The organism is Bradyrhizobium sp. UBA2491 (genome assembly GCF_002341725.1).
Taxonomy (GTDB): Bacteria; Pseudomonadota; Alphaproteobacteria; order Rhizobiales; family Xanthobacteraceae; genus Bradyrhizobium.
This window is the reverse complement of record NZ_DDOP01000049.1, coordinates 69,372-89,127: the sequence shown is the minus strand read 5'-3', so window position 1 is coordinate 89,127 and position 19,756 is coordinate 69,372. Positions and strand designations below refer to the sequence as shown.

Genomic DNA, 19,756 nt, shown 5'->3' with positions numbered 1-19,756 from the left:
GGCCTGCCGGCAGGCCCTCACCGAGGAGATCGCGATCGCGCCCAGCATTCCGGATATCCATGGCGCCGGCGGCTGCGGCGGCGAGGACCTGGTGCGGCTCGAAGCCATCGTGCTGCCGGACAGGCGCAAGGTCGCGGTCAAGCCGGCGGCGATCCTTCGCTGCAAGATGGCGAGTGCTGTGGCCGACTGGGTTCGCACCGATATTGCGCCGCTGGCCGAGAGGCTTGGCGGCGGGATCAGCAATCTCGACAATTTCGACTCGTTCGAGTGCCGTGGCCGCAATCGCGTCGCCGGCGCGCAGCTCTCCGAGCACGGCCGCGCCAATGCGCTCGACGTGCGCGCCTTCGGGCTCGCCAACGGCAAGTCGATTTCGCTGACCGACCGGGGCGTGCCGCGTGATCTGCGGGAGACCGTACTGCATTCGGTCTGTGCCCGCTTCTCGACGGTGCTCGGTCCGGGCTCGGACTGGTACCATGAGGACCACATCCATCTCGACCTGATCGAGCGTCGCAACAACTACCGGATCTGCCAGTGGAACGTGTACGACCCGCTGCCGCGGGTCGCGCCGCTGTTGCCGGCCGGGCGCCCCGAGGAGGCGCCGCCGCGCGAGGTCGCCGCGAAATCGGATGCGTCCAAGCCCGACGCAGCGAAGGTCGACCACGGCAAGGCCGACGAGCCGGATGCAGCGAAATCAGATGATGCGCCGCCGCCCGAAGGCGCGGCCGAGACCAAGCCGCAGCCAACAAAAAAGCGCCGGCAAAGCCGGCGCCTCTGATCGCGATTGCGATGTAATTCGGATCAGTAGGTGACGTTCGAGCCGCCCTGGAGCGCCATCTGCGGCTTGTAGGGCGAGTCGCCATGCTTAGGCTCCAGCACCACGACGATGGTGCCGAGCTTGACGCGGTTGTAGAGGTCGATGACGTCCTCGTTGGTCATGCGGATGCAGCCGGAGGAGATCGAAGAGCCGATGTATTCCGGCTGGTTGGTGCCGTGGATACGGAACAGGGTGTCCTTGCCGCCCGAGTAGAGATACATCGCGCGCGAACCCATCGGATTGTCCGGGCCGGGGGCCACGAAGGTCGGAACGCCCAGGCGCGAGATTTCGCCGGGGGTCGGGTGCCAGGCCGGCCATTCGGTCATGCTGCCGACCTTGGCAATGCCCGACCAGGCCATGGCTTCCTCGCCGACGGTGATGCCGTAGCGGATCGCCTTGCCGTCGTTCAGCACGTAGTAGAGGTAATGATTGTCGGAATCGACCACGATGGAGCCGGGAGCTTCCTTGCGGTGATATTCGACGATGGCGCGGCGGAACGGTTCGGCGACCGGCGTCTTGACGTAGGTGGTCTTGGCCAGCAGTTCCTTGTCGCGTGGCTTAAAGGCCGCAGTGTTGGTTGCCTCATAGGTCGTGGCCTGCATGCAGCCCGACAACATCAGGCCCGCGGCCAGGATTCCAAGGGTAACTTTGAACGACGACATGATTACGGTCCAATCGAAAATCTGCGTCTCAAAGCGTCAAGATTACGCCCCAAACGCCACGATTCCATTAAGGGCATTATTGCCGAAACCTGCCATTCTTCCCAGAGTTTAGATGGCTTTCCCGCATCGCGGGACGTCGGCTGTGGCTTTTTTGCCGCAAGTCGTCTGGCGCGGGACCGGTATTTGTGCAAACAGGCAACGGTCGCCAAGCCGACTGCCGCGTCACCCCAACCCGGCCACCACAGGATGGATGTCCGGTTAATGTCCCGGTCATGAAGCGCCAGCGAGAATCGCGCTAAGTCCGCAAACCCTGCCGCCCGTCTCGTGGAGCTTGTTAATGCTGTCGGTGTTCGTCCCTACCGATTCCGCCCTCAGGAAGGCCGCCGCTGCCGATCTGACGGGGCTACCCGACAATGCGGTCTGGGTCGACCTCGTGAATCCGACCGTGGAAGAGGACCGGGCCGTCGAGAAGCTGGCGGGGATCGCGGTTCCGACCCGGGAAGACATGCAGGAGATCGAGATCTCCAGCCGCCTCTATATCGAGAACAGCGCCCGCTACATGACCGCGACGCTGATGTGCCAGTCCGACACCGACATGCCGCGGACCACGGCGGTCACCTTCATCCTGACGGGCCACCGGCTCGTGACGGTGCGCTACGACCTGCCGAAGCCGTTCGCGCTGGTCGAGAACAAGCTCGCCCGCAGTTGCGTCCCCGGCATCACCGGCGAGCAGGTGCTGATGGAACTGCTGGATGCAGTGATCGATCGTTGCGCAGATATCCTGGAGCGCTGCGGGGCGGATATCGACCAGGTCTCCCACGACATCTTCGAGCCGGAGAGCGCGCGCCACGGGCACGCCAAGCAATACTCCCAGATCCTGATCGCGATCGGCCGCAAGGGCGACCTGACCTCGAAGGTCCGCGAGAGCCTGGTCTCGATCGGCCGCCTCGTCACCTTCCTGTCCGCCGTGGTCGAAGGCGTGAAATGGTCCAAGGACATGCGCGAACAGCTCAAGACCATGCAGCGTGACGTCGCCTCACTGACCGACCACGCGTCCTATCTCTCCAATAAAATCACCTTCGTGCTCGACGCCATGCTCGGCGTGGTCAATCTGGAACAGAACAACATCATCAAATTGTTCTCGGTGATGGCGGTGGTGCTGATGCCGCCGACCTTGATTGCCTCGATCTACGGCATGAACTTCAAGGTGATGCCGGAACTCGAATGGGCGCACGGCTATCCGCTCGCGCTGGTCATGATGCTCGCCGCGGCAATCGTTCCGTACTGGATTTTCCGGTGGAAGAAGTGGCTCTAGCGCTGTTCCATCCGTCGCGTTTTGGGACGCGTTTTCTGCCTTATTTCCTCTGCTAAAATTTGAGTGTTGCGCTGAACGTTTGGGCGAAACTTGTCTGCGATAACGCCCGCCTCGAAGCCGGAGGACAGCAATGGTTGAGAAGATCATAACGCCACGGCGTAACGTCATCGACTTTGCGCGCTATCAACAGGACCGCGCCGCAGGCAAAGTGCAGGCGATCTCGCCGAGACTTTGCCGCTATTGTGACGCTGCGCTGCTTGATGGCGAGGACGAAGACGAGTGCTCCAGCGCGTTGAACGACATCGCGCTGCGGCGGACCGAGAAGAAGTCACGTCGGTTTTACGCAGACTAGAGGTTGACGCCTCGCAAGGCAGAAGCCTCGTTTGCGCTGTTGCGCCTGCCATCGAAGCAATCCTGGAGTACGGCCGCGGCGGCGGCCGGGATCGCCTCGAACCTCTCCGAAAAATCATCCAGACCAAAGCTCAGACGTGCTGACCACCATTGATGTGGATCTCGGCGCCGTTGACGTACGAGCTGGTTTCCGTGCACAGCACGTAGATGATCTTGGAGACCTCGTCCGGCGTGCCGAGGCGATGCATCGGGATCTGCTGATCGACGATCTTCTCGGTGCCGGGCGACAGGATCGAGGTGTCGATCTCGCCCGGCGCAATCGCGTTGACGCGGACGCCGACGCGGCCGAAATCCGATGCCATTTCGCGTGTCAGCGCCGCGAGCGCCGCCTTCGATGTCGCATAGGCCGCGCCGGCAAACGGATGCACGCGCGAGCCGGCGATCGAGGTGACGTTCACCACCGCGCCCTTGGCGTGCTTCAACTCCTCGATCAATCCGCGCGCGATCATGATCGGGGCGAAGAAGTTGACGTGGAAGACGTGGGTCCAGGTGTCGATGTCGGTGTCCATGGTGCCGAGCCGGCCGCCGCCTGCGGCCTTCGGCGAGATCGCAGCGTTGTTGACCAGCGCGTGCAGCTCGTCGTTATCCAGCCGCCGCCGGATCTCGGAGATCGCCCGCACGGTGTCGTCATGACTGCCGAGGTCGACTTCGATGTGGTCTTCCGGCCCGGCGCCCCAGGGGCAGACCTCCGGAAAGGCATGCCGTGACAGGGTGATCACCCGCCAGCCGGCGGACGAGAACCGGATCGCGGTGGCATGGCCGATGCCGCGGCTCGCGCCGGTCAGGAGCAGCGTGCGGCGCGGTGCATTGGATGGGCGGGGCATCGACGGTTTCTTTCGTTTTCGCCGTGCGCGGCGTTGCGCCGGGGATCGACGTCTCGGTCGTTAGGGGGCAGGACGTCGATGGCCGGGATCATCTTACACGAAGACGCGCTTCGCGCTTTCGCCCTTCCATGACAGCCGCGGATTTTCAGGGATACAGCCGCACCTTCGACCAGGCACTGCCGGCGCCATCGCGGCGGAATTCGATGCGATCGTGCAGGCGGAACGGGCGGTCGTGCCAGAACTCGATGCGCTGCGGCGTGATCCGCCAGCCGCTCCAGCCCGGCGGACGCGGCACCTCGCCGATCACGTATTTCGCGCCGGCCTTGGCGATCGCCTGCTCGAATGCGAAGCGGCTCTCCAGCGGCTGCGATTGCTTGCTGGCCCAGGCGCCGATCTGCGCCTGCTTCGGCCGCGTGGCGAAATAGGCATCGGCCTCGGCATCGGTCACTGGCGTCACCGGCCCGCGGATGCGGACCTGCCGGCGCAGCGATTTCCAGTGAAAGAGTAAAGCGGCCTTAGGATTTGCGGCCAATTCGCGGCCCTTGGCGCTTGCAATGTGGCTGTAGAACACGAAGCCGTCGGCATCGAAGCCCTTCATCAGCACCATGCGCACGTCGGGCAGCCCGTCGGCGTCGACGGTCGACAGCGCCATCGCGTTCGGATCGTTGGGCTCGGACTTGACCGCCTCGGCAAACCATTCGCCGAACAGGGCGAACGGTTCCTCCGCCGCGGTGAAATCACCCGATGTTAACGGTGCCGGGTGTTTGATGGAGGTCGTGTCGGTCATGTTCAGGAGTCCCGATTGCATCCGCCCGCGTCCGAGCGCGCGTTATCAGCCCTATATAGGGCATGGGAGCGCGTTGGCCTATCGGCGATCCGCCGCGCGGGCGCGGCGGTCACGCTGATCCTGATCGGCGTTGGTGCAAGCGGCTGTAGCCTGTCGCGCAGCGACGCTTTCGCCAAGATGGACGACAAGGACGTGACCGGCTCGATCAGCCCGACCCGGGTCAGCATGGCGATGCCGACCGACAGCGATCTGGCCTTCGCCCGCAATGCCGCCTCCGACGTGCTTACCAAGGGCGACAAGGATTCCAGCCAGCCCTGGGAAAATCCCGAAACGGGCGCACGCGGCTCGGTCACGCCGCTGGCCCAGGCCTATTCAGGCGAGGACGGCAAGACGTGCCGGGATTTCCTCGCCAGCTACGTCAATGGAGCCAGCGAGAGCTGGCTGCAAGGGGCTGCCTGCAAGGCTGGACAAGGCCGGTGGGAAATCCGTAGTTTGACACCTTGGAGAAAGTCCTGAGAGTTCCGGCAGAAGCCGGCGCCAGCCTAGTTGCAAAAATGCCACTGAGCCCCCAGATGAGAGGCAAGGTGGGCCCGGATGGGCTCCCAGTCAGGACTGACTTTTTTCCCGTGAAGGAGACGTGACGGATGCGCGACCCCTATGAGGTCTTGGGGGTGCAGCGGAGTGCCAGCGCTGCGACGATCAAGAGCGCCTATCGCAAGCTCGCCAAGAAGCATCACCCGGACAACAACAGCAACGATCCGAAGGCGGCTGCCCGCTTTGCGGAGATCAACACGGCCAACGAGATCGTCGGCGACGAGGACAAGCGCAAGCAGTTCGACCGGGGCGAGATCGATGCCGAGGGCAAGCCGCGCTTCCAGGGCTTCCCGGGCGGCGGCGCCGCTGGCGGCCGCGCCGGTCCCGGCGGGTTCGAATACAGCTTCCGCGGCGGTCCCGGTGGTGGCATGGGCGGCGGCAGTTTCGAGGACATCCTCAACAGCATGTTCGGCAATGCTACGCGGGGCGGTGCCGCGCGCGGGGGGCGAGCCAGTCCGTTTGAGTTTGATGGCGGTGGGGTCGGCGTCGACCTCGATCTTTCCGTCGCCATGACGGTGTCGCTGGAGGAATCGGTCAGGGGCGGCGACGAGCGCGTCCGCCTGCCGAACGGCCGCGAGCTCAATGTCAAGATTCCGCCCGGCGTCAGCGCGGGCCAGCAGATCCGGCTCAAGGGTCAGGGCGACACCGCGCAGGGCCAGCCGCCCGGCGACCTCCTGATCACGATCTCGATCGCGCCGCATCCGTTCTTCAAGGTCGACGGCAATGACCTCAGGATCGATCTGCCTGTGACGCTTTATGAGGCGGTGCTGGGCGGCAAGGTCCGCGTGCCGACGCTCGGCAGCGCGGTCGAACTGTCGATCCCGAAGAACACCTCGAGCGGCCGCATCTTCCGTCTCAAGGGCAAGGGTCTGTCGAAGGCCGGCGCCACTGGCGACCTCTATGTCACGACCCGCATCATGCTTCCCGACGGGAACGATGCCGGGCTCGAGGCATTGATGCAAACGTGGCGGGATCAACACCCCTATAATCCGCGCAGCGATCTCGGCTGACCGCCGAAACCACTTGCGAGACGTCTCGTATCTATCCCCGGGTGCTTCCGGAATAGACACGGGGCATCGCAAGCGGCTTAGAGAACAATCCACCGATGCCCTGATTCTGCGGCGAGCAGGCGATCCGGGCGGCGGAAAAAGGAGTGCGGCCTCGAGAGGGGGACCAGCGCGGTACACAAAACCCCAATCGAGGCCGCGTGCGCCGATCGGCGGATCGGGCGCGCATCATCTTCGCGTGAGCATGCGGTGCGATAATGAGACGTGCCGATGACGCGAATCGAAGTTTTCAATGTCGGAATTGGGACGTTGAGTGAGGCCGGATTCACTTACTCGACACGGCGCGATTTTCGCGAGCGGCATGTCCCGTAGAATTACGGGCGCTCAGCCGCCGCTCTTCTCCATCTGATCGTAGATGGCTTGCGCGACCTGGGTCAGGCGGTCGCGGTCGGTGCTGCCGCTGACGACATAGGCGACGCCGCGATCGGCCCAGAACAGCGCGCCGTCGCTGCCCTGGACCGCGTAGCGCATCTGGGTCGTCTCGGTTTTCGCCTTCGCGGTATAGACGGTGAAGCGCTCACCGGACGTGCTCTCATACATCAGGAACGACGCCGGCCCGCTCGGTCCCGGCAGCAGGCGGCCGCCGACCAGCTTCAGCCCCGTCAGTTCCGGCGCGCGGACGGCCCAGCCGCAGCGTTTGGTCAGCCATTGCTGCAAGTGGTCGCGCTCGCTGCCGGGGACCTCGACCGGGTGGCGGACTTCGACCACGTAGAGCCGATGCGCGTCGAGCGCATCCAGCGTGAAGCTCTGGAAGGTCGAGGGCGTCGCCGAGGCGCCGCGCGCGATCCAGCCGACGCCGCCGCCCGCGACGAAAGCCATCAGCGTCGCTGCCACCGCGCCATAGACCCAGCGGCGCGGCTGCCGCACCAGGCGCTCGAGCTCGAGCCGCTTCGGCACCGCCTCGTCCAGCACGCCGTCGTAGCGCGCATGCAACGTCTCGGCCATCGTCCGCCAGGACTGCACCCGCGCTGCGTCGTCGGGATGTGTGGCAAGCCAGGCCTCGACATCGCCGCGGCGCTCGGCCGGCAGCTCGTTGTCGACATAGGCGTGCAGCTCGTCTTCGGTGACGGGAATGTTCGGGTCGGTCATATCAGTCGTCTCTGCCAAATCCTGTTCGAAAATCCTTGGCGCGTCACGCCGGTCATCGCGCAGTCCATCACTTCACCCGCCGCAGCGCCGGGCGCTGGCCCTCGATCGATGCCCGCACATGGGCGCGCGCGCGAGCGAGGCGGGACATCACGGTGCCGATCGGCACGCCCTGGATGTCGGCGACCTCGCGATAGCTCATGCCCTCGAGCATCACGAGCAGCAGCACCGAGCGTTGCTCCTCGACAAGCGTCGACAGCGCGCGCTCGATGTCGCGTCCCTCGGCCTCGGTGCCGCTGGCGTCGGCATTGTTGTCGAGCAACGGCATCAGGGGCGGCCGCCGCGCCAGCGAGCGCCTGCGGTTCTTGTTCAGATTGGTCAGGATCGTATAGAGCCAGCTCCTGACGTCGCCGCCGAGAAACAGCCGCTCCGAGCGCAGCGCCCGCACCAGCGTGTCCTGCACCAGGTCGTCGGCGATATCGCTGTCACGCGCCAGCGCGCGCGCATAGCGACGGAGCGCCGGAATCATGGCTTCGACACTTTGACGAAACGCGGTCATGTATCCCAGTCTTCGATGGTCTCGGCGGCGCCGACCGCCTTGCTCAGCATAACACCCTCGCGGCGCCGCTATTCCGGCTGCGTCGATCCGCGCGCATGGCGCCCCGGCGCGGACTTATTTGGGCTTGTGGCTGGGCAAACGGCTGGTGTACCTCCGAGCCGAAAAACTCGACGCCTTGCTGCAAGCGCCCGACATCTCGCTGGGCGGGGAATATGGTTACGGGAATGCCGGTGCCAACGATCTACTACATCCGCCACGGCGAGACGACGTGGAATGCCGAAGGCCGGCTTCAGGGCGCGCAGGACATCGCCCTCAACGAGCGCGGTCGCGCCCAGGCGGCGCATGCCGGGCGGATCCTCGCCGGTCTGTTGGTCCGCGACGGCCGTGACAAGGCGACGCTGCCGTTCGTCGCCAGCCCGTTGGTCCGGGCGCGTGCCACCATGGAGCTGGCGCGCGCCGAGCTCGGCCTTGCGCCGGGTGACTACGCGCTCGACGCGCGGCTGCGCGAGATCGGCTACGGGACATGGGAGGGGTCGACCTTGGCGCAGGCGCAGGCGGCGGACCCGGTCGTGTATGCGCGCCGCTTGGCCGAGAAGTGGCAGGTCGCACCGGAGGGCGGCGAGAGCTATGTCGACGTGCAGGCGCGGATGACCGAATGGTACGGTTCGGTGACCTCGGACACGGTCGCCGTCGCCCATGGCGGCACTGCGCGGGCGCTGATGGTGGCGCTCGGCTTCGAGACGCCGGCCTCGGCCGCGGAGCTCTATATCGAGCAGGGCGCGGTCTACGTGTTCAGCGAAGGCAGCCTGCGGAAATATAGTTAAGGGCGTCCGGGCCATCCGCGTCGTTGGGGACGTCCTTGGGGAGCAGGAAACCCGTTTGACGCTGCCGACCCTGCGCGTTACGACACGCCATGTCCTTCAATACTTTCGGCCATATGTTCCGCGTCACGACCTTCGGCGAGAGCCATGGGGTCGCGATCGGCTGCGTCGTCGACGGCTGCCCGCCGATGATCCCTCTGACGGTGGAGGAGATCCAGCACGACCTTGACCGCCGCCGCCCCGGCCAGTCGCGCTTCACCACGCAGCGCCAGGAGCCCGATGCGGTGAAGATCCTGTCCGGCGTGATGGCGCATCCGGAGAGCGGGGTGCAGGTGACGACCGGCACGCCGATCGCGCTGCTGATCGAGAACACCGACCAGCGCTCGAAGGATTATTCCGAGATCAAGGACAAGTTCCGCCCGGGCCATGCCGACTTCACCTATGAGGCGAAATACGGCCTGCGCGACTATCGCGGCGGCGGGCGTTCGTCCGCGCGCGAGACCGCGACCCGCGTCGCGGCCGGTGCGATCGCGCGCAAGGTCCTGCCCGAGGTGAAGGTGCGCGGCGCGCTGGTGCAGATGGGCCCGCACAAGATCGACCGCGAGAAATGGGACTGGGACGAGATCGCCAACAACCCGTTCTTCTGTCCCGACAAGGACAAGGCGGCGTTCTTCGAAAGCTATCTCGACGGCATCCGGAAGAGCGGCTCCTCGATCGGCGCGGTCATCGAGGTCGTTGCCGAGGGCGTGCCGGCCGGTCTCGGCGCGCCGATCTATGCCAAGCTCGACAGCGATCTGGCGTCGGCGATGATGAGCATCAACGCGGTGAAGGGCGTCGAGATCGGCGCCGGTTTCGGCGCCGCCGAGCTCACGGGTGAAGAGAATGCCGACGAGATGCGGACCGGCAACAACGGAACGCGTTTCCTGTCCAACCATGCCGGCGGCGTGCTGGGCGGCATCTCGACTGGACAGCCGGTGGTGGTGCGCTTTGCGGTCAAGCCGACCTCCTCGATCCTGACCACGCGCCGCACCGTCGACCGCAAGGGCGCCGATACCGATATCCTGACCAAGGGCCGCCACGACCCCTGCGTCGGTATCCGCGCGGTGCCGGTGGGTGAGGCGATGATGGCCTGCGTGCTGGCGGATCATTTTCTGCGCGACCGCGGGCAGACCGGGCGCTGATCGGGCCTGTAGGCTGACGTCATCGCGTCACGCGAAGCCGACTAATCTCAGTCATGGCTGGTCGGCTGGCGGCTTCCGTCGCCCTTGGAGGTTCCAATGAACCGGTTGTTCGTTGCGCTGTCCATGATCTGGCTGTCGGCATCGTCATCCGGTCTGGCGCAGAGTCCCAAATCCGCGCAGGCCACGCCAATCCTTGGCGGTGCCTACGCCAGCTCCGTGCGACATCCCGATGTCTTCCTGACCGAGAAAGATCTGATCGATCTGGCGGGGCGGATCAATCAGCTTGGCAGCTATTCGGCGCGGCGCTTCGATCAACTCGCCGGGCAGGTGGCCCGTGATCTTGCTGGCGGCAACAAATGGGATGCCGCTTATTCCGGCTGTAGCACCGACACCTACAATTACGCGTTTTCCTACGAGCCCCAGACAATTCATGGCGAAGACCACGTCCCGGAAGTGCGTGCCGACATGGGGCTTGCCGCAAACCTTGTCCCGCCGCGCGGTGCTGCCGTGGTGGCGTCGCGCCTCGCGCTCTATGCAGCCCTGATGAAGGCGGGGGCGAAGCGGCCGATCAATGCGCCCGACCCGGCTTACGCTGCGGCGGTGGCCGCGAAGATACTTGTCGCCTGGAGCACCTCCGGATTTCGCGACGATCACGGCCGGTTTCGCGAGAATCCGTCGCAATTTTGTGGGGCGGAGGGCAAGTTCGACCAGGCTGCCTTTGCCGGCGTGGGGTTGGTGGTCTCTCGCGGCATTGTCTATTCCGTGCAGGCTGAAGACCTGTTGATGTATGTCGGCACGCTTGGCGATGCAGATGTGACGCGGGTCGAAGCGTTCGATGCCGCGATGTTCGGCCTGCTCCGCAACGCGCTCAACTACAATTTGCAGCTCCACGCGTGGCCCTGCGATCACTACAGCAACCATGCGGCAAACCAGTTGGCAGCGTTGTTGGCGCTCGCGCGCGTTCAGAACAACCAGAGGGCCTTCGTGGCGGTCCTGAACGGCGGCGACGACGCGATCCGTGTGTCGCTGCCCTGGATCGCGTTCTTCCAGCGGGCCGTTTATGGCGCAGCAGATACGCCTAACGGCTGCTATGCCAACAAGGCCACCGATGGCTTTGCGAGCAGGCCGTTCTTCCAGACCCGGGCGGTGGCTTCGGGCGAGATCGACGACCGCTACCGCAATGCAGATCCCGGACAAGGCATCGGATATCCGATGTTCACTCTGGAGCGTCTTTACGATGCGGCCGAAATCCTGCGCAATGCCGGGTTTGATCCCTACGGATATCGTGGAGCGCACAGGCAATCCATTGAGGCGGCTACGCAATACTATGCCTGCCTGGCGAAGGGAGCCGGGTTCGGCGGTGTCGTGACCGCTGCAAATTCCGCTTCCTGTCCCGACGTGGCGCAATATTACGGCAAGATCGTGAGTGGCGTGGACCGGATGCTGGTCATCGGCGCGCTGCGGTTTCCGAACAATGGCTTGGTCGCCAGCCTCGATGCAGCCGCAAGAGCCGCAGCTTCATCCGGTCCGTTCGCCCTGGATGCCATCCTGTTTGGGAAATGGCGGGGGTGAAAGCCACGCACACATTTCCGGATCATCTTCTGGACCCTATATTATAGTGGTGGTCGCTAATGGGGTGCTCGCCTTGGGGAATGCCATGAATGCGTCGGAGCTACGGGACATCATCACATGGATGATCGGCGGCGCACGATCCGCACCGACCCCGCCGCAGATGATGGCCGAATGCTGCGAACGCCTGGTGCGGGCCGGCCTGCCGTTATGGCGCATCGGCGTTTTCGTGCGCACCCTGCATCCCGAGATCTACGGCCGCCATTTCATCTGGAAGCCGGGCGCCGAGGTCGAGACCGGCGCCGTCGATCACAACATCCTCGACACCCCGGAATTTGCCGTCAGCCCGCTGGCGATCGTCCTCAAGCAGGGCGTCGAAGTCCGCGCGCGGCTCGATGATCCAACCAGCACGCGCTTTCCGATCGTCGCGGATTTGCAGGCCGAAGGCGTCACCGACTACATCGCGGTCCCGCTGATCAACACCGACGGTCCGCCCAACGCCTCGAGTTGGACCACCAGGCAACCGGGTGGCTTCACCGACGAGCAGCTCGACGCGATCCGCTCGATCGCCGTGCCGCTGGCGCGCTACATCGAGATCGTCACGCTGCGCCGCACCGCCTCGCTGCTGCTCGACACCTATGTCGGAAACCGGGCCGGCGAACGCATCATGGGCGGCCAGATCAGGCGCGGCCACGCCGACACGATGGATGCCGCGATCTGGCTGTCCGACCTGCGCGGCTTCACCGCGTTGTCGGACCGCCTGCCGGCCGAAACCGTGGTCGAGATCCTCAATCTCTACTTCGATTGCCAGGTCACCGCGATCCGCGAGCATGGCGGCGAGGTGCTCAAATTCATGGGCGACGGGCTGCTTGCGGTGTTCCCGGTCGACGAATATCTCGGTGACGAGGCGCAGGTCTGCTCGCGGGTGCTGGAGGCTGCGCGCGTCTCGCGCGCCGGCGTCGAGGCGCTGCAATTCGCCAATGGCGATGCCGTCGAGCGGTTCCGCTTCGGCGTCGCGCTGCATCTCGGCCGCGTGCTTTACGGCAATATCGGCGGCGGCAACCGGCTCGACTTCACCTGCATCGGTCCCGCGGTCAATCTCGCCGCGCGGCTGGAGAAGATCGCCGGCCGGCTCGGCCGTACCGTCGTCGCCTCCGAGCGCTTCGCCGGTATCCATGATGGCGGCTGGAGCGATCTCGGCGAGTTTCCGATCGCGGGGTTCGCCAAGGCCGAGCGGGTCTACGGCCTGTTCGACGAGGCGCCTGTCGCCGCTGCCGGTTAGCTGCGGTGCGATGTGACTGACACGGACGCGCAGCATCGCCGCGGGATCGTACTGGTCGTCGCGGCCGCGGCGGCCTGGAGCACCGCTCCGTTCTTCACCCGGCTGCTGCACTTCGATTCCTGGACCATCCTGTTCTGGCGCGGGCTGTTCGGCGGCGGCGCGATCGCGCTGTTCCTGGTCGCCATGCAGGGCCGGCGCGGTGTGCGGGACCTCGTCGCGATGCCGTTGAGCGGATGGCTGGTGGCGGGCCTCTCGACCCTGGGCATGGTGACGTTCATTCCGGCGCTGCAACTGACCAGCGTCGCCAACGTCGCAATCCTGATCGCGATGCAGCCGTTTGCAGCGGCGGCGATCGCCTGGCTCTGGCTGCGCGAGCGGGCGCGGCCCGGCACGCTGCTGGCAAGCCTGATCGCGCTCGCCGGTGTGGCCGTCACCGTCAGCGGCGCCGGGGGCATCACGGATTACAGGGGCATCGGCCTTGCCTGCGTGATGGTGCTGGCGATCTCGCTGATGACGGTGGTGATCCGGCGGCACAAGGGTACGCCGATGATCGCAGCCGCAGCGCTCTCGAACTTTCTCGGCAGCGCGGTCAGCTTTCCGCTCGGGCACGGCATCGGCGCGGTCGGGGGCGCCGATCTCGGCGTGCTCGCGATGTTCGGGGCGTGCCAGGTCGGCCTCGGTCTCACCCTGTTCACGGTCGGCTCCAGATTGCTGCCATCAGGGCAGGCATCGCTGATCGCCACCCTCGAGACCCCGCTGATGCCGTTCTGGGTATGGCTCGCCTTCGCCGAGGTGCCTTCGCTCCGCGCCCTCATCGGCGGTGCGCTGGTGATGGGGGCGGTCGTTGCCGACATCGTGGTCAGCCAGCGGACGCAGCCGGCCCGGCCGTGATTGCCGCAAGCGTCGGGTCAGCCGCCGCGGGCATAGGACTGCTTCAGGCCGAAGGTCAGGATCGACAGCGTGATCCATAGCCGCAGCATTGCGAAGCTGAAGATGAAGACGACGTAGACCAGGCTCTTGACCGGCTGGCCCACCGTCGAGGCTTGCCAGAATTGCCAGATCGCGGTGCGCACGAACTGCTGCCCGTAGCCGAGCCCAACTTGGATCACGCCAAGCACGAGCACCGCGGCGCCGAGCCACAACGCGTGTCGGCCGAGTTCCTTGATGGCGGCGAACAACGCAATGCGGCCGCCATTGCCTTCCGCGTTGACGATGATCATCAGCACCAGCGCTGCGATCGCTGCGCTCCAGAACCGGCCGAGATCGGCGCCTTGATCGAACGCCATGCCGTCGAGGCCCCACAGCAGGTGTGGCGCAAACGACGTGAAACCGATCGCGGCGGTGGCGAGTGTGACGATGATGATCACGAGCGCGATCCGCCACAGGATCGACCATGACAGCCTGGTCTGTTCGGCCAGCGTCAATTCGCCGAGCGACGATTGACCTCCGGCAGCCTGGATCGAGTCCCGCGCCGTGGCGAAGAAGGCGAGCAGCACGCAGATGTCGGCCAGCACCAGGGCGGGCACGACCAGGCCGGGCTTGCCGAAGCCGACGATCCGTATCGCCGTCGCCATGACGAGCCAGGGCAAAGCGGGCAGGGGGCGGAATGGGCCGAACGAGGTCTCGGGGCGGGTCTTCCGCAGTGAAAGCTGTTGGCGCAATGCGACGGACATGCCGCGTTCGTGCCATGCGATCCCTAAAGCGGCAGTGGCAGGGATCGCTAAAATGCGCGGCAACGCCTGCGGCAATCTGGCGCTATTCCTCGGGCTCGGTGGTGAAGAGCAGCGGATAGCCCTTGGCGCGGCCGGCGTCGGTGGCGCGGGTCGCCTTGGTCTCGGCGACGTCCCTGGTGAACACGGCGACCACGCAGACGCCGCGCTGGTGCGCGGTCAGCATCACCTTGTAGGCCTGGTCGTCGGTCATGCGGAATTCACCCTTCAGCACGGTGACGACGAATTCGCGCGGCGTATAATCGTCGTTGACCAGGATCACCTTGTGCAGGCGTGGCCGCTCGACCTTGGTCTTCGTCCTGGTTTTCGGCTTGACGACGCTATCGGGCATCGCACTCCCTCGCGATTGCTCCGTAAGAATACCGTCTTCAGGCACATCTTGGAACCGTTCGATTTGCACGGCGTCATTGCGGCAAAGGCACGGCGCGTGTTGCGTCATGCGTGACATCTAACCTGAATGTGAAGGCGAGATGATATCTGCGCTTTTCGCCGCCAGATTTGCGTGTCACCATGACGCGACACGACGGGAGGGCCGCAATGCGCTGGTATGTCTCGATCGGAGCGGTGCTTGTCGCGGGCATGTTGGCCAGCGGCGATGTGGCCGGTGTTGCCGCGCCTGGCCCGGGAACACAGACCGGCCGGGTGGCCGAAAAGGAATCCACGCCGAGCGTCGATATCGAGCTGATCATCGCGGTCGACGTGTCCTATTCGATGGACATGGACGAACTCGCGATCCAGCGCGAGGGCTATGCGCAGGCGATCGTCTCCAAGGAATTCCTGCAGGCGCTGAAGGCCGGCCCGAACGGCAAGATCTCGATCACCTATTTCGAATGGGCCGCCTCCAACGACCAGAAGGTCATCATTCCCTGGCGGGTGATCGACGGCCCTGAATCCGCCGATGCGGTTTCCGCCGAGATCATGAAGACCCCGGTGCGTCGCGCCTCGCGGACCTCGATCTCGGGCGCGATCTATTTTGCGATCCCGATGTTCGACGAGAACCCGCATCGTGGCCTGCGCCGCGTAATCGATATTTCCGGCGACGGACCCAACAACAACGGCACGCCGATCACGCCGGCGCGCGACGCGGCGCTCGAGAAAGGCATCGTCATCAACGGACTGCCGATCATGGTGAAGGAGCCGTCCTATTCGACGATGGATATCGAGAATCTCGATTACTATTACGAAGATTGCGTGATCGGCGGCCCCGGTTCCTTCGTGGTCACGATCAAGGATCGCGAGAAGTTCAAGGAGGCGATCCGCACCAAGCTGCTGCTCGAAGTCGCCGGCCGGACCCCCGATCGCCCGATCGTGCGCACCGCCGAGAAGGAGCCGCGGGTCAGTTGCATGATCGGCGAAAAGATCTGGCAGGACCGCTGGGGACGGTAGTATTTCGTAGGATGGGTAGAGCGCAGCGAAACCCATCATCTCGCCGCGCGGAGAGAAGTCGATGGGTTTCGCTGCGCTCTACCCATCCTACGGTTTCGTTGAAATCTCCCGCAGCTCATTCTCCAGCGTCCGCAGCGTCCGCAACGCAGCCGCGTACTCCGCAGCACCGATCTGGCGCCAGAGCTCGGCAACGCGTCCGGCGAGGCCGCGAACCGTCAACGGAAAATCCGCCGCCTGCACCAGCGCGCCCTTCTCGTTGATCAGATACTGCCCGTTCAGCGCGAACAGCACCTGCGCGATGCAGGCCAAGGCGCGATAGGCGCAACCGGCGACATGCGTGCCGTCGCCACGCGGTACGGCAAGCTCGGCATTGTCGATCGCGAACCGGATTTCCCATTGAAAGCGCCGCAGCAGCGCGTCGCGCAGCGCCGGCGGGTAGGGCACCGTCTTAGCCTGCATCGCCGCGACGACGCCTTGGGGATCGTGCAGAACGCGGCACAGCGCGACCTCGCCCATCCAGATCGCCGAGCAGAAGCCGTGCGGATGGCCCGGCTGGTAGTGCATGCCGATCTCGCCGTTCCGGCAGGCGTCGAGGACAGCCGTGACCTGTTCGACGCTGCGGTAGAGCAGGTCGACCTTGTGGCCGCCGATCGCAAGCCAGGCGCCGCCGACGATCCATGGTCCCCATTCGCCGACCGGCGTCACATGCACAGCAGCGGGATCGTCTACCAGACCTTGCACGACCATGCGCAGCCGCTCGGTGTCGACAGGAGCGGCCTCCGCAAAATAAAGGCCGAGATCATAGTCGGAGGTTTGATGCGCCGTGCCGCGCGCCCGCGAGCCGCCGAGCACGACGGCAGCGACGCCTGGAACGGCGGCGAGGACGGGAATGATGCGCGCGAGCAGCGGGTCGTGGGACATGCTCGGCGGATTATAGCGAGGATACCGCGCGCCGCGATAGAAGCGGCGGCGCCTCAGCGCGCGAACCGCGCCACCAGCTCGACATGCGGGGTATGGCGGAACTGGTCGACGGGGGTGACATCGGCGATCTTGTAGCCGCCGTCGATCAGGATTTTCGCGTCGCGCGCAAACGTCGCGGCATTGCAGGATACCGCAACGATCACGGGCACCTTGCTCGCCGCCAGCTGCGTGACCTGGGCCTGCGCGCCCTGCCGCGGCGGATCGAACACGACGGCGTCATAGTCGCGCAATTCCTGCGGCATCAGCGGGCGACGGAACAGGTCGCGCGCCTCGGCCTTCAGCGGCTTCAATCCCGGCGTCGTTTGCGCCGCCTTCTGCAACGCCGTGATCGCGCCGGCGTCGCTGTCGAAGGCCGTCACGCGCGCCTTCTCCGCAAGGCGCAGCGCGAACGGGCCGACGCCGCAGAACAGATCGGCGATATGCTTGGCGCGGCCGCATTGCGCGCGGACCAGCGCCGCCAGCGTCTCCTCGCCCTTGACGGTCGCTTGCAGGAACGAGCCCGGCGGCAGCACGACCTTGGCATTTCCGATCGCCACGTCAGGAGAGCCGCGTTGCAGCACCAGCTCGCCGTGCCGCGTCAGCCGCGCCAGCCGGTGCTTCTCCGCGACGCGCGACAAGGCACTGATCAGGCCGGTCGGCAGCGCGCCGGAACCGCGCACATCGATATCGAGGCCGTTCAGGGTCGCGGTCACCTGGATGTCGAGCGGTTTGCCGATCGCAATCAGCGGCTCGGCGGTGGCCCATGCCGCCTCGATCGCGCCGTCGAGCGCGGGATCGAGGATCGGACAGCGGTCGACCGGGATGATGTCGTGCGATCCTGCCGCGGCGAAGCCGACCTTGAGGACATCTTGGGTGGCCATGCGCCCGTGCAGCGTGATGCGGCGGCGGCCCGCGCCATGGGCGTCGAGCAATGGTGCGACGTCGGCCGCGATCTTCGCCTGCGCCAGCGTCTCGACCACGATGTTGCGCTTCCAGGCCTGATAGGGCGCTTCGCTCCAGTGCTGGATCGCGCAGCCGCCGCAGACGCCGAAATGTGGACAGAACGGCGCGATCCGCTCCGGGCTTTCCTGTGTGACGCGCAGCAACCGCCGCCGGTCGGGATGGTTGCCGGGGACGTCCTCGACCTCGACGGTTTCGCCGCCGAGCGTGTAGGGCACGAAGACCGACTGCGTGCCGTCGAGCGCGACGCCGTCGCCGCGGTGGCCGACATGGTCGATGGTGAGGACTTCAGCCACGGCGTGCGCCGAGGAAGAATTCGATATTGCCGTCGCCGCCCGATATCGAGGACGGAAACACCTGGATGTCGGTGCAGCCGAGCGAGGCGGCAAAGGCGGCGATATCGTCGCAGATCTCCTGGTGCACCATCGCGTTGCGGATGACGCCGCGCTTGGAGTGTTTGCGCGCCGCCTCGAACTGCGGCTTGATCAGCGCCAGCAGATGCATCGGGGCCGCGGCCAGCGACAGCGCCACCGGCAGCACCAGCTTCAGCGAGATGAAGCTGACATCGATCACGACGACGTCGGGCCGCGCCGGCAGGCGCTTGCCCTCGAAATTCCTGATGTCGGTCTCCTCCATGGAGACGATCTTCGGATGGCCTTGCAGCGAGGAATGCAACTGGCCGTGACCGACGTCGATCGCGAATACGAGGCTCGCGCCGTTGGCCAGCAGCACCTCGGTGAAGCCGCCGGTCGAGGCGCCGACATCGAGGCAGACATGACCCTCGACGTCGATCGGATAGTGCTCGAGCGCGCCAGCAAGCTTGACGCCGCCGCGCGAGACATAGGGATGCGCCGGCTCGGCGGTCAGCGCAGCGCCGGGCGCCACGATCTCGGATGCCTTTGCGATTGGCTTGCCGTCAGCCGTCACGAGGCCGGCGTCGATGGCCGCGCGCGCCCGTGCCCGGCTTTCGAACAGGCCGCGTTCGACCAGCAGCACATCGATGCGCTTGCCGGCCGACGGCTCGTCGTCGCCCGCCTTGCTCACTTGGTGCCCTGCCGGCGCTGCGCCGCGGCGAGCCGCACGCAGGCCTCGAAGGACGTGAGGTCGTGCCAGAGGTCGGCCGCGGGCTCGCGCGGCGTCACCAGCGGACTGCCGTGCAGGTCGAGCGCGTGCATCATCATCAGATTGTCAGGCAATCCAAACTCTTCCACCGTCAGCCCCTCCGCGTCGATCAGGCGTCCGTCGGGCGCCGGCACCACCTGCTGTAGCCGCGCCACCCGATTGGCGTAGGAGGTGGGATCGTTCGAATAGGCGAGGCACAGCTTGCCGCGTCCCGCCATGTAACCGAGTTCGTAGACGGTGCCTGCGTCGGCACTGGGGCCGCGAAACGGCGTCAAATTGGCGATGATGGCGTCGGCCGACTCCATCATCGCCTCGTTGCTTTTGAAAATGGTAAGCGAAGCGCCGGCAGTCGTGGGATTGATGCTGTTGTCGAGCGGATACAGCCCGGTCAGCCCGTGATAGGCACACACCTCCGCCTTGCGGCGTCCGATCTCCACGGCATCCGGCAGGAATACGTCAGGACCTGCCAGATAGACTCTCATGGACTTGCCCAGGACAAGATCGACTTGAAACCTCTCCCTTTGGGAGAGGCGCGGGTGAGGGGTTATGCTCTTTCGTGGGACCTCACCCCCTCACCCGGATCGCTCGCGCGATCCGACCTCTCCCCGGCGGGGAGAGGTGGAAGG

22 protein-coding genes are annotated in these 19,756 nt (G+C 65.5%); 11 read left to right on the top strand and 11 right to left on the bottom strand.

What is annotated here, in order from left to right; all coding sequences use genetic code 11:
- A partial coding sequence (locus B2W55_RS16480; RefSeq protein WP_291532249.1) for an extensin family protein occupies window positions 1–775 on the top strand: 775 nt, incomplete at its 5' end.
- 23 nt (window positions 776–798) lie between these two features.
- Here the strand turns inward: B2W55_RS16480 and B2W55_RS16475 are convergent.
- Window positions 799–1,476 carry a L,D-transpeptidase gene (locus B2W55_RS16475; RefSeq protein WP_024580638.1) on the bottom strand — a complete coding sequence of 226 codons (678 nt, stop codon included), beginning with the start codon at window positions 1,474–1,476 and terminating at the stop codon, window positions 799–801.
- A gap of 337 nt (window positions 1,477–1,813) precedes the next feature.
- On the opposite strand from B2W55_RS16475, the gene B2W55_RS16470 reads away from it, so the two are divergent.
- Both B2W55_RS16470 and B2W55_RS16465 read left to right on the top strand, forming a co-directional pair.
- Window positions 1,814–2,791 carry a magnesium transporter CorA family protein gene (locus B2W55_RS16470; protein WP_024580639.1) on the top strand — a complete coding sequence of 326 codons (978 nt, stop codon included), beginning with the start codon at window positions 1,814–1,816 and terminating at the stop codon, window positions 2,789–2,791.
- A 130-nt stretch (window positions 2,792–2,921) separates the two neighbouring features.
- Complete coding sequence (locus B2W55_RS16465) at window positions 2,922–3,143, top strand: hypothetical protein (RefSeq protein WP_024580640.1); 222 nt, start codon at window positions 2,922–2,924, stop codon at window positions 3,141–3,143.
- A 130-nt stretch (window positions 3,144–3,273) separates the two neighbouring features.
- On the opposite strand, the gene B2W55_RS16460 is transcribed toward B2W55_RS16465, so the two are convergent.
- Together B2W55_RS16460 and pdxH are read right to left on the bottom strand one after the other, a co-directional pair.
- Window positions 3,274–4,026, bottom strand: a complete 753-nt coding sequence (locus B2W55_RS16460; protein ID WP_024580641.1) for an SDR family NAD(P)-dependent oxidoreductase — start codon at window positions 4,024–4,026, stop codon at window positions 3,274–3,276.
- A 145-nt stretch (window positions 4,027–4,171) separates the two neighbouring features.
- Entirely contained in the window at window positions 4,172–4,813 is a 642-nt protein-coding gene (pdxH, locus tag B2W55_RS16455; RefSeq protein ID WP_024580642.1) for a pyridoxamine 5'-phosphate oxidase, read from the bottom strand.
- 15 nt (window positions 4,814–4,828) lie between these two features.
- Between pdxH and B2W55_RS16450 the strand changes: the two genes are divergently transcribed.
- Window positions 4,829–5,329 carry an RT0821/Lpp0805 family surface protein gene (locus tag B2W55_RS16450; RefSeq protein WP_244442180.1) on the top strand — a complete coding sequence of 167 codons (501 nt, stop codon included), beginning with the start codon at window positions 4,829–4,831 and terminating at the stop codon, window positions 5,327–5,329.
- Between the two features lie 128 nt (window positions 5,330–5,457).
- Window positions 5,458–6,417, top strand: coding sequence for a DnaJ C-terminal domain-containing protein (locus tag B2W55_RS16445; protein WP_024580644.1), 960 nt, complete (start codon window positions 5,458–5,460; stop codon window positions 6,415–6,417).
- A 381-nt stretch (window positions 6,418–6,798) separates the two neighbouring features.
- Here the strand turns inward: B2W55_RS16445 and B2W55_RS16440 are convergent, their stop codons facing one another.
- A complete protein-coding gene (locus B2W55_RS16440) occupies window positions 6,799–7,563 on the bottom strand; it encodes an anti-sigma factor family protein (protein ID WP_024580645.1) in 765 nt (254 codons plus the stop codon).
- 67 nt (window positions 7,564–7,630) lie between these two features.
- The gene (locus B2W55_RS16435) at window positions 7,631–8,119 is read right to left on the bottom strand and encodes a sigma-70 family RNA polymerase sigma factor (protein WP_024580646.1); all 489 of its coding nucleotides are present in this window, start codon (window positions 8,117–8,119) and stop codon (window positions 7,631–7,633) included.
- A 224-nt stretch (window positions 8,120–8,343) separates the two neighbouring features.
- Between B2W55_RS16435 and B2W55_RS16430 the strand changes: the two genes are divergently transcribed.
- The 5 genes from B2W55_RS16430 to B2W55_RS16410 all read left to right on the top strand — a co-directional run bounded on the left by B2W55_RS16430 (window position 8,344) and on the right by B2W55_RS16410 (window position 13,863).
- Complete coding sequence (locus tag B2W55_RS16430) at window positions 8,344–8,943, top strand: histidine phosphatase family protein (RefSeq protein ID WP_024580647.1); 600 nt, start codon at window positions 8,344–8,346, stop codon at window positions 8,941–8,943.
- 89 nt (window positions 8,944–9,032) lie between these two features.
- Window positions 9,033–10,121 carry a chorismate synthase gene (gene aroC / locus B2W55_RS16425; RefSeq protein WP_024580648.1) on the top strand — a complete coding sequence of 363 codons (1,089 nt, stop codon included), beginning with the start codon at window positions 9,033–9,035 and terminating at the stop codon, window positions 10,119–10,121.
- 96 nt (window positions 10,122–10,217) lie between these two features.
- Entirely contained in the window at window positions 10,218–11,693 is a 1,476-nt protein-coding gene (locus B2W55_RS16420; RefSeq protein ID WP_024580649.1) for a hypothetical protein, read from the top strand.
- Between the two features lie 85 nt (window positions 11,694–11,778).
- Entirely contained in the window at window positions 11,779–12,972 is a 1,194-nt protein-coding gene (locus B2W55_RS16415) for an adenylate/guanylate cyclase domain-containing protein (RefSeq protein WP_024580650.1), read from the top strand.
- 12 nt (window positions 12,973–12,984) lie between these two features.
- A complete protein-coding gene (locus B2W55_RS16410) occupies window positions 12,985–13,863 on the top strand; it encodes a DMT family transporter (protein WP_024580651.1) in 879 nt (292 codons plus the stop codon).
- Between the two features lie 17 nt (window positions 13,864–13,880).
- Here the strand turns inward: B2W55_RS16410 and B2W55_RS16405 are convergent, their stop codons facing one another.
- A complete protein-coding gene (locus tag B2W55_RS16405) occupies window positions 13,881–14,645 on the bottom strand; it encodes a hypothetical protein (RefSeq protein WP_244442181.1) in 765 nt (254 codons plus the stop codon).
- A gap of 82 nt (window positions 14,646–14,727) precedes the next feature.
- Complete coding sequence (clpS, locus tag B2W55_RS16400; RefSeq protein ID WP_024580653.1) at window positions 14,728–15,033, bottom strand: ATP-dependent Clp protease adapter ClpS; 306 nt, start codon at window positions 15,031–15,033, stop codon at window positions 14,728–14,730.
- A gap of 206 nt (window positions 15,034–15,239) precedes the next feature.
- Here clpS and B2W55_RS16395 point away from each other — a divergent pair, with 206 nt between their 5' ends.
- Window positions 15,240–16,088, top strand: coding sequence for a DUF1194 domain-containing protein (locus tag B2W55_RS16395; protein ID WP_024580654.1), 849 nt, complete (start codon window positions 15,240–15,242; stop codon window positions 16,086–16,088).
- Window positions 16,089–16,175: 87 nt separating this feature from the next.
- On the opposite strand, the gene B2W55_RS16390 is transcribed toward B2W55_RS16395, so the two are convergent.
- Genes B2W55_RS16390 through B2W55_RS16375 form a run of 4 tightly spaced genes read right to left on the bottom strand, consistent with a single transcriptional unit; the run spans window position 16,176 to window position 19,612 of the window.
- Complete coding sequence (locus B2W55_RS16390) at window positions 16,176–17,009, bottom strand: nucleotidyltransferase domain-containing protein (RefSeq protein WP_024580655.1); 834 nt, start codon at window positions 17,007–17,009, stop codon at window positions 16,176–16,178.
- 53 nt (window positions 17,010–17,062) lie between these two features.
- Window positions 17,063–18,304 (bottom strand): class I SAM-dependent RNA methyltransferase, encoded by a 1,242-nt coding sequence (locus B2W55_RS16385; protein ID WP_024580656.1) that lies wholly within the window; start codon window positions 18,302–18,304, stop codon window positions 17,063–17,065.
- A complete protein-coding gene (locus B2W55_RS16380) occupies window positions 18,297–19,052 on the bottom strand; it encodes a TlyA family RNA methyltransferase (protein ID WP_024580657.1) in 756 nt (251 codons plus the stop codon). Before B2W55_RS16380 ends, B2W55_RS16385 begins: the two co-directional genes overlap by 8 nt.
- A complete protein-coding gene (locus B2W55_RS16375) occupies window positions 19,049–19,612 on the bottom strand; it encodes a nucleoside 2-deoxyribosyltransferase (protein ID WP_024580658.1) in 564 nt (187 codons plus the stop codon). Before B2W55_RS16375 ends, B2W55_RS16380 begins: the two co-directional genes overlap by 4 nt.
- Window positions 19,613–19,756 lie beyond the last annotated feature (144 nt).

Coding starts and splice junctions, on each gene's coding strand:
- B2W55_RS16420 (WP_024580649.1), top strand. CDS start 10,218: ATGAACCGGTTGTTCGTTGCGCTGTCCATGATCTGGCTGTCGGCATCG.
- B2W55_RS16475 (WP_024580638.1), bottom strand. CDS start 1,476: ATGTCGTCGTTCAAAGTTACCCTTGGAATCCTGGCCGCGGGCCTGATG.
- B2W55_RS16445 (WP_024580644.1), top strand. CDS start 5,458: ATGCGCGACCCCTATGAGGTCTTGGGGGTGCAGCGGAGTGCCAGCGCT.
- B2W55_RS16405 (WP_244442181.1), bottom strand. CDS start 14,645: ATGTCCGTCGCATTGCGCCAACAGCTTTCACTGCGGAAGACCCGCCCC.
- B2W55_RS16440 (WP_024580645.1), bottom strand. CDS start 7,563: ATGACCGACCCGAACATTCCCGTCACCGAAGACGAGCTGCACGCCTAT.
- B2W55_RS16415 (WP_024580650.1), top strand. CDS start 11,779: ATGAATGCGTCGGAGCTACGGGACATCATCACATGGATGATCGGCGGC.
- pdxH (WP_024580642.1), bottom strand. CDS start 4,813: ATGACCGACACGACCTCCATCAAACACCCGGCACCGTTAACATCGGGT.
- B2W55_RS16470 (WP_024580639.1), top strand. CDS start 1,814: ATGCTGTCGGTGTTCGTCCCTACCGATTCCGCCCTCAGGAAGGCCGCC.
- B2W55_RS16390 (WP_024580655.1), bottom strand. CDS start 17,009: ATGTCCCACGACCCGCTGCTCGCGCGCATCATTCCCGTCCTCGCCGCC.
- B2W55_RS16430 (WP_024580647.1), top strand. CDS start 8,344: ATGCCGGTGCCAACGATCTACTACATCCGCCACGGCGAGACGACGTGG.
- B2W55_RS16465 (WP_024580640.1), top strand. CDS start 2,922: ATGGTTGAGAAGATCATAACGCCACGGCGTAACGTCATCGACTTTGCG.
- B2W55_RS16375 (WP_024580658.1), bottom strand. CDS start 19,612: ATGAGAGTCTATCTGGCAGGTCCTGACGTATTCCTGCCGGATGCCGTG.
- B2W55_RS16460 (WP_024580641.1), bottom strand. CDS start 4,026: ATGCCCCGCCCATCCAATGCACCGCGCCGCACGCTGCTCCTGACCGGC.
- clpS (WP_024580653.1), bottom strand. CDS start 15,033: ATGCCCGATAGCGTCGTCAAGCCGAAAACCAGGACGAAGACCAAGGTC.
- B2W55_RS16435 (WP_024580646.1), bottom strand. CDS start 8,119: ATGACCGCGTTTCGTCAAAGTGTCGAAGCCATGATTCCGGCGCTCCGT.
- aroC (WP_024580648.1), top strand. CDS start 9,033: ATGTCCTTCAATACTTTCGGCCATATGTTCCGCGTCACGACCTTCGGC.
- B2W55_RS16395 (WP_024580654.1), top strand. CDS start 15,240: ATGCGCTGGTATGTCTCGATCGGAGCGGTGCTTGTCGCGGGCATGTTG.